Here is a 12,240-nt window from a genome sequence, read left to right on the forward strand (position 1 = left end):
CGAACAGGACAGTGAAACGACTTTGCGCCGATGATAGTGCGGGTTCCCGTGTGAAAGTAGGTCATCGTCAGGCTCTTACAGCCCAGAAAACCCCAGTCTCATAAAGACTGGGGTTTTTTGCTTTGGGGGATCCCAAAATGCATCAAGTAAAGCGGACTGCTCAATGCGTTCCGGTTCAACAGCCCACCTAGCCCATCTCAGATTACTTGCGCCGACCAGGCCTGCGCAGCATCTCACAAGCCTTGCAGGCCTTGATCAGCATTGATACACGTGCGGGGTTGGGCTTGGCATTCGTTGGCCACTCAAGGAGCGCATGCCGTTGAGGTATTGGATACGTCTATCCACCGTTCGGTGCGCGAAATCTCTGCACCCCGGCTTGGTCGAGAAAGCGCTCCAACTTCCCATCCATCCACAGATGGTGCAGATGCGCTAGTGCCTCACCCATAGCAAAAGTCATCTGATGGGTGTCCAGCTTGCGTTGAAAGAGAATCGGCAAGGTATCTGCGGCGCTCAGGGCATGGTCATGGGCTGCCAGCGATATCTCCGCCAGTCGCTCGCGGTGGTGGTTTTGCAGCTGCGCAATGCGCGTGGCCAAGCCTATAAAAGGCTTGCCATGCGAAGGGAGCACCAATGTGCTTTCCGGCAGGTCCAGATATCGCAACAGCGAAGTCAAGAACAACTGCAGTGGATTGGCTTCGGGCTCGCTGGCATGGACGCTGACATTGGTCGAGATGCGCGGTAGCACCATGTCCCCGCTGATCAAGGCGGTCAACTCAGCACAGAACAGCGCCATGTGTTCTGGCGCATGTCCATAGCCGCTGATGCAACGCCAGGCTCGGCCCCCGATGTCCAGCGTGTCTCCATCCATGATTCGGCGAAAGCGGGGTGGCAGTGCGGGCACGAGGGTCGGGAAATACGATGCGCGCCCACGTACATGGGCTAAAAAGGACGGGTCTTGCGCACCGTGCAGCGCGTAAAAGTCCGCCCCCGCTTCTCCGCCAAACCCTTGCGGGTCATAGACAGCGACCCGAGCCACGTTGTAGTCGGTAGCACTGATCCACAAGCGTACATCCCATCGCTCGCACAGCCAATGGGCCAAGCCGATATGGTCTGGATGCATGTGGGTCACGATGACGCGCAAGATAGGCAAGCCACCCAGGCAGTGCACAAAAATCTGCTCCCACTGCGCACGGGTCGCAGCACTGTCGATGCAGCAGTCCAGCACGGTCCACCCGTCCAGCATGACACCGCCAGCGCCCAGTTGTCGGTCGCGCAGCAGCCACAGATTGATGTGATCCAGTGCGAAGGGAAGACCCATGCGAATCCAGTGGACTCCCGGCGCGATCTCGATGGAGCCGCCCTCGGAAGGGAGCGCGTCACCCAGCGGGTAGTGGATCTGGTGTTCGAGTGGGTTCATGGCGAAGGTGTGATGGGTTAGCATTGACGTTAACGTAAACGTCATGCATTCGATGCATTGTAGGGAGCTGCCGCCACCGGGCTGTCTCCTGTGCGAAACCGATACTGCTGTGTGCAGCACCCACCATGGCCAATACTTACACCATCAGCGACCTTGCCAAAGAGTTCGATCTCACCACCCGGGCGATCCGTTTTTATGAAGACATGGGCTTGCTGCAGCCTGAGCGCACTGGATCTGCCGGGCGCAACCGCGTGTACAGCGCACGCGACCGCACCCGGCTCCGCCTGACGCTGCGGGCCAAGCGCCTGGGCCTGTCACTGACGGAAGCCAAGGAGATCATTGACCTTTATGACAGCCCCCGTGATACGGGCGTTCAGCTGCGCAAATTTCTCGACGTGTTGGTGGTCCATCGCAAGCAGCTCGAAGAGCAGATGGCCGATTTGCAGGCCAACCTGGAAGAGGTGCGCGAGCACGAAGAAGAGGCGCGCTCGCTGCTGGCCAAGGTAGAAAAGCAAAATTGATTCATAATTGACGTTTACGTAAACGTAAATCAGGAGACTGTTGTGAGCACGCCCCCCTTTGAGCCGCGTTGCGCTGACTTTGCCGACCGCGTGCGCGACAGTTTTGCGCGCCAGGGAGCCATGCAGACCCTTGGCGCCTCGCTGGGCCTTGTGGCGCCAGGTGCCGTGGACATCGAACTCCCTTGGGCGGTCGGGCTGACCCAGCAGCACGGATTTCTCCATGCGGGCATGGTGGCCACAGCGCTGGATTCGGCGTGTGGATATGCCGGTTTCACCCTGATGGCGGCTGACGCTGCCGTGCTCACCATCGAGTTCAAGATCAATTTGCTGGCCCCCGCCAAGGGCGAGCGATTTCGCATGGAAGGGCGGGTGCTGAAGCCCGGCCGCACCATCACCGTGTGCGAAGGCCGCGCTTTCGCCATCGACGGCAGCCAAGAAAAACTGATCGCCACCATGGGTTGCACCCTCATGGCGGTTACAGGACGCGACAACATCCAGGGCTGAATCCGGCCCATTTCCCTACCTTTTACGAGGAGACATCCCCCATGAGCATTCCCGCCAACCTTCCCGGCCTGAACTTCCAACTGGGCGAGGACATCGACGCCCTGCGCGACGCCGTGCGCGACTTCGCACAGGCTGAGATCGCCCCCCGCGCGGCGGAGATTGACCGCAATGACCAGTTCCCCATGGACCTGTGGCGCAAGATGGGCGACTTGGGCGTACTCGGCATCACGGTGCCCGAGCAATACGGCGGCGCAGCCATGGGCTACCTGGCTCACATGGTGGCCATGGAAGAAATCTCGCGCGCTAGCGCCTCGGTGGGTTTGTCTTATGGCGCCCACAGCAACCTGTGCGTGAACCAGATCAACCGCAACGGCAGCGAGGCACAAAAGGCCAAGTACCTGCCCAAGCTCATCAGCGGCGAACACGTGGGCGCGCTGGCCATGAGCGAACCCGGCGCGGGTTCGGACGTGATCAGCATGAAGCTCAAGGCCGAGGACAAGGGCGGCTACTACGTGCTCAATGGCAGCAAGATGTGGATCACCAACGGCCCTGATGCAGACACCCTGGTGGTGTATGCCAAGACCGAGCCTGAACTAGGCGCGCGCGGCGTGACCGCCTTCCTGATCGAGAAGGGCATGAAGGGCTTTTCGATCGCGCAGAAGCTCGACAAGCTGGGCATGCGCGGCAGCCATACGGGCGAGCTGGTGTTCCAGGACGTCGAGGTGCCCGCAGAGAACGTGCTCGGTGGCCTGAACCAGGGCGCGAAGGTGCTCATGAGTGGCCTGGACTACGAACGTGCGGTGCTGACCGGCGGCCCGCTGGGCATCATGCAGTCCGTGATGGACAACGTGATCCCTTACATTCACGACCGCAAGCAGTTCGGCCAGAGCATTGGCGAGTTCCAGCTCATCCAGGGCAAGGTGGCCGACATGTACACCGTGCTGCAGGCGGGGCGATCGTTTGCCTACACGGTGGCCAAGAACCTCGATATGCTCGGCACCGACCATGTGCGCCAAGTGCGCAAGGATTGCGCCAGCGTGATCCTCTGGTGTGCCGAGAAAGCCACCTGGATGGCGGGCGAAGGCGTGCAGATTTATGGTGGCAACGGCTACATCAACGAATACCCGCTGGGCCGCCTGTGGCGCGATGCCAAGCTGTATGAGATTGGTGCGGGCACGAGCGAAATTCGTCGCATGCTGATCGGCCGTGAGCTGTTTGCTGAAACCTGCTGAGCTTCTATCTAATCATTGAGACCCAAGGACAACATGCCCTCCTCCATCGAAGACCTGTTTGTTCACAACCGCGCCTGGGCGGCCCAGATGGAGCGCGAGCGGCCCGGCTTTTTCACCAGCCTGCTGGCGCAGCAAAAGCCCAAGTACATGTGGATCGGTTGCTCCGACAGCCGGGTGCCTGCCAACCAGATCACCGGCCTGGAGCCCGGTGAAGTGTTTGTGCACCGCAATGTGGCCAACGTTGTTGTGCCTACCGACCTGAACTGCCTGTCGACTATCCAGTACGCGGTGGATCAGTTGCACATCGAGCACCTGATGGTGGTGGGGCACTACGGCTGTGGTGGCGTGCTGGCGGCGTTGGAGGGTACGCGCGTCGGCTTGGCCGACAACTGGATCCGGCATGTGCAGGATGTGCGCGACCGCCACCGTGACCTGATTGCCGCCACCGCCCCAGAGTGGCGCCATGACGTGTTGTGCGAACTCAATGCCATCGAGCAGGTCGTCAACATTGCCCAGACCACGGTGATGCTCGACGCCTGGGGCCGGGGCCAGAAGGTTACGCTGCACGGCTGGTGTTATGGGCTCAAGGATGGTCTCATCAACAACCTGCACATGTCCGTGGGTAGTACGGAAGGCCTGGACTCGCTGTACAAGGCCGCGATCGCTGGTGTGGCTGCCGTCAAAAGGCAATAGCCAACCACCGCATCCCCTCAACGGCTGAGCACCCGCCATGTTCCCACAACGGCTTGACGCTCCCCAGGCCTACGGCATTGCCAAGGCCATGATGGATGGCTTCAACCGGCACTACCGGTTGTTCCGCACCGAGTCCGCGCGGGCCAAGCACCGCTTTGAAACCGGCGACTGGCACGGCCAGCAGCGGGCGCAGCGCGAGCGCATCGAGTTCTACGACCTGCGCGTGAAAGAGTGTGTGCGCAGGTTAGAGAAAGAGTTCGAGGCGGGTGCACAGCCCATGGACGTGTGGCACCAGGTCAAGCTGCACTACATCGGCCTCTTGGTCAACCACCACCAGCCCGAACTGGCCGAGACCTTCTTCAACTCGGTCACCACCAAGATCCTGCACCGCACGCATTTCCACAACGACTTCATCTTTGTGCGGCCTGCGGTCAGTACCGAATACATCGAAAACGAAGAGCCCGCAGCGCGCCCCACCTACCGCGCCTATTACCCGTCGCGGGACACGCTGGGCGAGACCTTCCAGGTCATCATCGAGAACTTCCAGCTGCAGCGCGAGTTTGCGGACTTGGGCCGAGACACCGCCTGCGTGGTGGGCGCCATGCGCGGCCGGCTCGACAAAGTGAGGCTGCGCGCCAACTTCCAGATCCAGGTGCTCACCAGCCTGTTCTTTCGCAACAAAGGCGCCTATGTCGTGGGCAAGATCATCAACGGCTTCAACGAAGTGCCGTTTGCGCTGCCCATCCTGCACGACGACAACGGCAGGCTGTTTATCGACGCGGCCCTGTTTGGCGAAGACGACATGCAGATGCTGTTCAGCTTCGCACGCGCCTACTTTATGGTGGACATGGAGGTGCCGAGCGCCTACGTGCAGTTCCTGCGCAGCCTCATGCCGCGCAAGCCCCGCGCCGAGATCTACAATGCCCTGGGCCTGGCCAAGCAGGGCAAGACGCTGTTCTACCGCGACTTTCTGTACCACCTGAAGCACTCCAGCGACCAGTTCCGCATCGCGCCCGGCATCAAGGGCATGGTGATGCTGGTGTTCGACCTGCCGAGCTTTCCCTTCGTGTTCAAGCTCATCAAGGACTACTTCCCGCACCAGAAGGAAACCACGCGCGAGCAGGTCAAGGCCAAGTACCTGCTGGTCAAGCAGCACGACCGCGTGGGCCGCATGGCCGACACGCTCGAATACAGCGAGGTGGCCTTTCCGCGCAGCCGGTTCGACGATGCCCTCATTGCCGAGATCGAGAAGTTCGCCCCCAGCCAGCTCGAAATCAGCGACCGCGACGGCGACGGCCAGACGGAGGTGATCATCAAGCACCTGTATATCGAGCGGCGCATGATCCCGCTCAACATCTACCTGCAGGAAGCCTTCGACACTGGCCTGTCAGACCCGCGCGCGCGCCAGCAGATGGAGCACAGCGTCATCGAATACGGCAACGCCATCAAGGACCTCGTGGCCGCCAACATCTTCCCGGGCGACATGCTCTGGAAGAACTTTGGCGTCACGCGCAACGGCAAGGTCGTGTTCTACGACTACGACGAAATCGAATACCTCACCGACTGCAACTTCCGCCGCGTGCCCACGCCGCGCAATGAAGAAGAGGAAATGAGCGGTGAGGTCTGGTACAGCGTCGGCCCGCGCGATGTGTTCCCTGAAACCTTCGGCCCCTTCCTGCTCGGCAACGATGCCGTGCGCGAGGTGTTCATGCAGCACCACGCCGATCTGCTCGACGCTGCCTTCTGGCAGTCGCACCAGGAACGCATCCGGGCGGGCCACATGTTTGACGTCTTTCCCTACGACACAGACCGGCGCTTTGCCCATGGCGCAGCAGGCCGGTAGCCCCCTTCATTCACCCCCTCCCAAGCTTTTCATCCGAACCATTTCACAGGAGACCATCACCATGTCTGCATCCACTCAAGACCCCATCGTCATCGTCGGCGCCGCACGCACCCCCATGGGCTCGCTGCAGGGCGACTTTTCCAGCCTGGCCGCGCACGACCTGGGCGGCGCCGCCATCAAGGCCGCCATCGAGCGTGCCGGTGTGTCGCCTGACGCCGTGGGCGAAGTGCTGTTCGGCAACTGCCTGATGGCTGGGCAGGGCCAGGCACCCGCGCGCCAGGCGGCGTTCAAGGGCGGCCTGCCCAAGGGCGCTGGCGCCGTCACGCTCAGCAAGATGTGCGGATCGGGCATGAAGGCCGCGATGATGGCGCATGACATGCTGCTGGCCGGCACGCACGACGTCATGGTGGCAGGCGGCATGGAGAGCATGACCAACGCTCCCTACCTGCTGCAAAAGGGCCGGGGCGGCTACCGACTGGGCCATGACCGCATCTTTGATCACATGATGCTCGACGGCCTGGAAGACGCTTACGAAGCGGGCCGCAGCATGGGCACCTTTGGCGAAGACTGCGCCGCCAAGTACCAGTTCACCCGCGAGCAGCAGGACGCGTTTGCCACCGCCAGCGTGCAGCGCGCCAAGGCGGCCACCGAGTCCGGCGCGTTTGCGGCCGAGATCGTGCCCGTCACCGTCAAGACCCGCGCGGGCGAGACCGTGGTGTCGGTGGACGAAGGCCCCGGCAAGGTCAAGCTCGAAAAAATCGCCACACTCAAGCCCGCCTTCAAGAAGGACGGCACCATCACCGCCGCGTCCAGCTCCAGCATCAACGATGGCGCCGCCGCGCTGGTGATGATGCGCGAATCCACCGCGAAGAAGCTGGGTTGCAAGCCCCTGGCCCGCATCGTGAGCCACGCCACGCATGCGCAAGAGCCCGAGTGGTTCGCCACTGCCCCGTTGGGTGCCACGCAGAAGGCGCTGGCCAAGGCCGGCTGGCAGGTTGGCGATGTGCAGCTGTGGGAGATCAACGAAGCCTTTGCCGTGGTGCCCATGGCGCTGATGAAGGAACTCGACCTGCCCCACGACAAGGTCAACGTGAACGGCGGCGCCTGCGCTCTGGGCCACCCCATCGGCGCCAGCGGTGCACGCATCATGGTGACGCTGATGTACGCGCTCAAGGCCCGCGGCCTCACCAAAGGCCTGGCCACGCTGTGCATCGGCGGCGGAGAGGCCACGGCCGTGGCGCTCGAACTGGTCTGACGATGGAGAGGGATGGGATGATTCCCATCTCTTCACAAGGACCGCGATGACCGCACCATCTCCCGAGATCACCACCTTCTGGCGTGAATTTGTCGATGCCCAGGCATCGCTCCAGGCCCAGCCTCTGCGCGAGCGGGTCGAGTCGGCCAACGTGCTCATCGAGCGTCACCTGAGCGGCCTGGCGCTGGAGATGTCTGGCGGCGACAGCGATGCGGTGGTGGATCTCATCGTCACCGCCCACGGCAGCATCGACAACTTTCCGTTGCTGATGGAGGTGGTGGCTGCCGCCCCCACGCTGCAGAACTACCGGTTGCGCGCGTTCCGGGAGCGCACCTCGCAGCCCGACTTTCCCATCGGCATGGAGGGCTTTGAGCTGTCCACATCGGAGGTGCTGGTCGCCTGTGGACAGGACGATGGCCAGGCCGCGCTGGAGATCCGCTTTGGCCGCGAGATCCCCAGCGACTATCAGGACCACGCGCGCAACATGGCGTTCATCATGCTCGACCATGTTCTGGGCGAATACGACTTCGCCGTCAAGGTGGGCGCGGTGGATTTTGTGGAGGAAGCCTCCGACCCGCTGGCACCCTGGGTGCCCCTGAGCCAGTTTGTGCCGGTGTTCGACCGCTATTGGGTGGACACCCTGGGCCGCACCAGCGACTTCCCTGCGGGCGAGCACGACTGGTCGGGCATGACCTTGTCGTTTGGCGGGCAGGACGATGAGGATGGCAGCGGTGACGAGGCTGAAGACAAGGCCATTGTTATGGTCAACCGCAGTGCCAACCCCGTGGCCATGCGCGCCGATCTGGCCTACGCGCTGACCCTGGACCTGGCCGTGGGCAACCGCGATCAGCTGGCCGCCGTGCAAGACCTGCAGGACCAGGCAGCCACGCTGCTCGCGCTGCCGCAGCTGGGCATCATGGCCTACACACTGACCCGCGCGGGGCGCCGCAAGGCCGTGTATTACGTGGGCGACAAGCAGCTGGCCATGCAGACGCTCGCACCTTTGCTGCTGCGCGATGAGGCCGAATCACTGGAGCTGACCTTCGCGTTTGATCCCGCATGGTCAGGCTATTTCGAGTTTGCCGTGCATTGCCCGTGAACTCTTTCAACCCCTTGCAGGCCACACCATGATCGAAACGCTCGAACAATTGCGCACCCTGTACGCAGCCCCCGGCGAGCGGGCCCTGCGCAAGCAACAACCGCAGCTGGATGGGCACTGCCAGCGCTTCATTGCCCTGTCGCCGTTCTGCGTGGTGGCCAGTGGTGGCGCCCATGGTGCGCTGCTCGATGCCTCGCCGCGCGGCGGTGCGCCGGGCTTTGTGAAGTCACCCGATCCCCACACCCTGCTGCTGCCCGATGCGGGCGGCAACAACCGGCTCGACACCCTGACCAACCTGCTGAGTGACCCGCGCATCGGCCTGCTGTTCATGATCCCGGGTGTGGATGAAACCCTGCGGGTGAATGGCACCGCACGCCTGCGCGACGAAGCGTTGTACACCGACTTCTTCACGGCCGAGCGCCAGCGCCCCAAGATCGTGATCGAAGTGCGTGTGGCCGAGGCGTACCTGCACTGCTCCAAGGCCTTCATGCGCTCGCGGCTGTGGTCCGCCGATGCGCAGGTGGACCGCGCGCAACTGCCCACCATGGGCCAGATGATTCACGACCAGATGGGCCTTGCGACCGAGCCCGAGTCGCAAGTGGCGATGCTGCAGCGCTACCGCGCCCAACTGGCGCAAGAGCAGCAACTCGGCGACGCTTGAGGGGATTGATGTTGAATACTTCTGTTTTGATAGCTTTCAGCGCTTGATGGATAAGCGCTAGAGCCCAATTTCATTCAAATTCCCTCTATGAAATCCATATTGGTCATCGGCGCATCGCGTGGCATTGGGCTGGAGCTCGTGCGCCAATACACCGAGGCGGGCCGCCGCGTCATCGCTACCGTGCGCGACGATGCGGGCCGCGAGCGGGTACAGGCCCTGGGCGCCCAGGTGTTGACCGTGGACGTGGCCAACCCTGCCAGCGTCAGCGGGCTGGCCTGGCAACTGGACGGCGAAAAGATCGAGACCGCCTGGTATGTGGCCGGTGTCATCCGCCGCCCCAATGCGCTTACGCCGCCCACCCAGCAGGACTTCGATGCCGTGATGCACACCAACGTGCTGGGCGCCATGCAGACACTGCCGCAGGTTGCGCCCCTGGTGGCCGACGCGCAGGGTGTGTTCGCATTTCTGTCCTCGTCCATGTCGCAGATTGGCAGCGTTCCCAACGGCGGCTCCTGGCTGTACCGCACCAGCAAGGCGGCGCTGAACATGGCCATCGCATCCGCCCAACACGACTACCCGAACGCCACCCTCATCACCATCGACCCCGGCTGGGTGCAGACCGACATGGGCGGCGAAGGCGCTGCGCTGACCGTGCAGGACAGCGTGCGCGGCCTGCGCGCCACCGTGGCGGGCGTCACGGCCGCCGACAAAGGCCGCCTGCTGCACCACGACGGGCGCCGCGCCACGCACTGGTAGCCTGGCGGCTATCAGGCTGCCGGATCGATGCAAGATTTGGACTGGCGCCCGGTGGAGTGGATCCGCAAAATTGCGTGGCGCTGGCTACCTGAAAACGGCTTCCTGCGCGGGCTGGCTAAAGAGAGGGCCAGCTCCATGCAACCCAACCGGGAGTCCAAAAAATGTGTGATTGTCTTGCTACCCCGGCGGCGCTTGCGCCGTCCCGCCGCCGCCTTCTGGGCGGTGCCGCAGCCTTGGCTGCCCTGGCCTCCAGCGCTCGCGTGCTGGCTGCAGACACCCCTTTGCCCGACAACCGCATCGGCCCCGACGCAGCGCTTGCGCGGCTGGTGCAGGGCAATGCCCGCTACGTGGCGGGCCGTTCCACGCAGCGCGACTTTTCGGTGGGCCGGGTGGCGCGCACCACCGGGCAGCGGCCCTTTGCGGCCATCCTGAGCTGCGCGGATTCGCGCATTGCGCCCGAGCTGGCGTTTGACCAAGGGCCCGGCGATCTGTTCGTGGTGCGGCTGGCGGGCAACTTCCTGAACGACGATGCGCTGGCCAGCATGGAATACGCGATCGAGGTTCTGCAGGTGCCGCTCATTCTCGTGCTCGGGCACAGCAACTGCGGCGCTGTTTCCGCCGCCATCAAGGTGGTGCAGGAGGGCACCCAGCTGCCCGGCCATCTGCCGGGGCTGGTCAACGCCATCCGCCCGGCCGTCGAGGCGGCGCAGCGCCGCCAGCCCGCCAACTTGCTGGTGGCCGCCACCGAGCAGAACGTGCGGCTCAATGTGGCCCGGTTGACCACCTCCGAACCCCTCCTGGCCGGGCGCATGGCCAGCGGCGCCATCCGCGCCGTGGGGGGCGTGTACGAGCTGTCCAGCGGCAAGGTCTCGCTGGTCTAGGAGCCTATGGACAAGGGCGTGGCGGACGGTTGCTGCGGCCGGGGTACGCAGGAGCACGTAGTCCGCCCGCCCTTAGCGGGCGCGCCCGCAGACGCGGGCAAAATTGCATGTTGACTCGCCGGTAGGTGCCTGGGCATCCAGAGCCTGCCGGCGCCGAACGATCCCAAGGAGACAACATGCTGCTGACCCAAGACCAGGAAATGATCCGCGACGCGGTGCGCGACTTTGCGCAAGAACAGTTGTGGCCCCACGCCGCGCGCTGGGACAAGGAACACCACTTCCCCAAAGAGGCGCACCAGGGCCTGGCTGCACTGGGTGCCTACGGCATCTGCGTGCCCGAAGAGTTCGGCGGTGCCAACCTGGACTACGTGACGCTGGCGCTGGTGCTGGAAGAAATCGCCGCCGGTGATGGTGGCACCAGCACGGCCATCAGCGTGACCAACTGCCCCGTCAACGCCATCCTCATGCGTTATGGCAATGCACAGCAAAAGCGCGACTGGCTCACGCCGCTGGCGCGCGGCGAAATGCTGGGCGCCTTCTGCCTGACTGAGCCGCATGTGGGTTCCGACGCCTCCGCACTGCGCACCACCGCCGTCAAGCAGGGCGACGAATATGTGATCAACGGCGTCAAGCAGTTCATCACCAGCGGCAAGAACGGCCATGTGGCCATCGTCATCGCCGTGACCGACAAGGGCGCGGGCAAGAAGGGCATGAGCGCCTTCCTCGTGCCCACCAGCAACCCCGGCTATGTGGTGGCGCGGCTGGAAGACAAGCTGGGCCAGCACAGCAGCGACACGGCGCAGATCAACTTCGACAACTGCCGCATCCCGGCCGAGAACCTCATCGGCACCGAGGGCGAGGGCTACAAGATCGCCCTGGGCGCGCTCGAAGGCGGGCGCATCGGCATTGCCGCGCAGAGCGTGGGCATGGCGCGCAGCGCGTTTGATGCGGCGCTGGCGTATTCGAAGGAGCGCGAGAGTTTTGGCACGGCCATCTTCAACCACCAGGCCGTTGGCTTTCGCCTGGCCGACTGCGCCACGCAGATCGAAGCCGCGCGCCAGCTCATCTGGCACGCCGCCGCGCTGCGCGACGCGGGCCGCCCGTGCCTGAAGGAAGCCGCCATGGCCAAGCTGTTTGCCAGCGAAATGGCCGAGCGCGTGTGCAGCGCCGCCATCCAGACGCTGGGCGGCTACGGCGTGGTGAACGACTTCCCGGTGGAGCGCATCTACCGCGACGTGCGTGTGTGCCAGATCTACGAAGGCACGAGCGACGTGCAGAAGATCATCATCCAGCGCGCGCTGGCCTGAGCCTGCTGGGCGCCATCGTCGGCGCCGCGACCGCTGCCTCCGTGCCGTGGTGACGGTTGCGCTGTGAGTGG

At 63.6% G+C, this 12,240-nt stretch carries 12 protein-coding genes; 11 read left to right on the plus strand and 1 reads right to left on the minus strand.

What is annotated here, in order from left to right:
- Positions 1-337: 337 nt before the first annotated feature.
- Positions 338-1,462: an MBL fold metallo-hydrolase gene (locus tag KW832_RS22960; protein ID WP_370628778.1), complete on the minus strand. Its 1,125-nt coding sequence runs from the start codon at positions 1,460-1,462 to the stop codon at positions 338-340.
- Between the two features lie 80 nt (positions 1,463-1,542).
- Between KW832_RS22960 and KW832_RS22965 the strand changes: the two genes are divergently transcribed.
- The 11 genes from KW832_RS22965 to KW832_RS23015 all read left to right on the plus strand — a co-directional run bounded on the left by KW832_RS22965 (position 1,543) and on the right by KW832_RS23015 (position 12,169).
- The gene (locus tag KW832_RS22965; protein ID WP_121421270.1) at positions 1,543-1,938 is read left to right on the plus strand and encodes a MerR family DNA-binding transcriptional regulator; all 396 of its coding nucleotides are present in this window, start codon (positions 1,543-1,545) and stop codon (positions 1,936-1,938) included.
- A 42-nt stretch (positions 1,939-1,980) separates the two neighbouring features.
- The gene (locus KW832_RS22970; protein ID WP_218301602.1) at positions 1,981-2,442 is read left to right on the plus strand and encodes a PaaI family thioesterase; all 462 of its coding nucleotides are present in this window, start codon (positions 1,981-1,983) and stop codon (positions 2,440-2,442) included.
- 41 nt (positions 2,443-2,483) lie between these two features.
- Complete coding sequence (locus tag KW832_RS22975; RefSeq protein WP_121421268.1) at positions 2,484-3,674, plus strand: isovaleryl-CoA dehydrogenase; 1,191 nt, start codon at positions 2,484-2,486, stop codon at positions 3,672-3,674.
- A 33-nt stretch (positions 3,675-3,707) separates the two neighbouring features.
- On the plus strand, positions 3,708-4,367 hold the full coding sequence (can, locus tag KW832_RS22980; protein WP_121421267.1) for a carbonate dehydratase: 660 nt from the start codon (positions 3,708-3,710) through the stop codon (positions 4,365-4,367).
- A 37-nt stretch (positions 4,368-4,404) separates the two neighbouring features.
- Positions 4,405-6,210 carry a bifunctional isocitrate dehydrogenase kinase/phosphatase gene (gene aceK, locus KW832_RS22985; RefSeq protein ID WP_218301603.1) on the plus strand — a complete coding sequence of 602 codons (1,806 nt, stop codon included), beginning with the start codon at positions 4,405-4,407 and terminating at the stop codon, positions 6,208-6,210.
- Positions 6,211-6,271: 61 nt separating this feature from the next.
- A complete protein-coding gene (locus KW832_RS22990) occupies positions 6,272-7,465 on the plus strand; it encodes an acetyl-CoA C-acyltransferase (protein ID WP_218301604.1) in 1,194 nt (397 codons plus the stop codon).
- A 46-nt stretch (positions 7,466-7,511) separates the two neighbouring features.
- Positions 7,512-8,564 (plus strand): DUF695 domain-containing protein, encoded by a 1,053-nt coding sequence (locus KW832_RS22995; RefSeq protein WP_218301605.1) that lies wholly within the window; start codon positions 7,512-7,514, stop codon positions 8,562-8,564.
- A 28-nt stretch (positions 8,565-8,592) separates the two neighbouring features.
- Complete coding sequence (locus tag KW832_RS23000) at positions 8,593-9,225, plus strand: pyridoxamine 5'-phosphate oxidase family protein (RefSeq protein ID WP_176887129.1); 633 nt, start codon at positions 8,593-8,595, stop codon at positions 9,223-9,225.
- An 87-nt stretch (positions 9,226-9,312) separates the two neighbouring features.
- Complete coding sequence (locus KW832_RS23005; RefSeq protein WP_218301606.1) at positions 9,313-9,981, plus strand: SDR family oxidoreductase; 669 nt, start codon at positions 9,313-9,315, stop codon at positions 9,979-9,981.
- 161 nt (positions 9,982-10,142) lie between these two features.
- Entirely contained in the window at positions 10,143-10,862 is a 720-nt protein-coding gene (locus KW832_RS23010) for a carbonic anhydrase (protein ID WP_218301607.1), read from the plus strand.
- A gap of 176 nt (positions 10,863-11,038) precedes the next feature.
- Positions 11,039-12,169 carry an acyl-CoA dehydrogenase family protein gene (locus KW832_RS23015; RefSeq protein WP_218301608.1) on the plus strand — a complete coding sequence of 377 codons (1,131 nt, stop codon included), beginning with the start codon at positions 11,039-11,041 and terminating at the stop codon, positions 12,167-12,169.
- Positions 12,170-12,240: the final 71 nt, after the last annotated feature.

Origin of the sequence: Acidovorax sp. sif0632, assembly GCF_019218805.1 — a bacterium.
GTDB lineage: Bacteria > Pseudomonadota > Gammaproteobacteria > Burkholderiales > Burkholderiaceae_C > Acidovorax > Acidovorax facilis.

Bases quoted from the DNA above. Each gene is read 5' to 3' on its own strand.
- KW832_RS22960 (WP_370628778.1), bottom strand. From the start codon at position 1,462: ATGACGTTTACGTTAACGTCAATGCTAACCCATCACACCTTCGCCATG.
- KW832_RS22965 (WP_121421270.1), top strand. From the start codon at position 1,543: ATGGCCAATACTTACACCATCAGCGACCTTGCCAAAGAGTTCGATCTC.
- KW832_RS22975 (WP_121421268.1), top strand. From the start codon at position 2,484: ATGAGCATTCCCGCCAACCTTCCCGGCCTGAACTTCCAACTGGGCGAG.
- can (WP_121421267.1), top strand. From the start codon at position 3,708: ATGCCCTCCTCCATCGAAGACCTGTTTGTTCACAACCGCGCCTGGGCG.
- aceK (WP_218301603.1), top strand. From the start codon at position 4,405: ATGTTCCCACAACGGCTTGACGCTCCCCAGGCCTACGGCATTGCCAAG.
- KW832_RS22990 (WP_218301604.1), top strand. From the start codon at position 6,272: ATGTCTGCATCCACTCAAGACCCCATCGTCATCGTCGGCGCCGCACGC.
- KW832_RS22995 (WP_218301605.1), top strand. From the start codon at position 7,512: ATGACCGCACCATCTCCCGAGATCACCACCTTCTGGCGTGAATTTGTC.
- KW832_RS23000 (WP_176887129.1), top strand. From the start codon at position 8,593: ATGATCGAAACGCTCGAACAATTGCGCACCCTGTACGCAGCCCCCGGC.
- KW832_RS23005 (WP_218301606.1), top strand. From the start codon at position 9,313: ATGAAATCCATATTGGTCATCGGCGCATCGCGTGGCATTGGGCTGGAG.
- KW832_RS23010 (WP_218301607.1), top strand. From the start codon at position 10,143: ATGTGTGATTGTCTTGCTACCCCGGCGGCGCTTGCGCCGTCCCGCCGC.
- KW832_RS23015 (WP_218301608.1), top strand. From the start codon at position 11,039: ATGCTGCTGACCCAAGACCAGGAAATGATCCGCGACGCGGTGCGCGAC.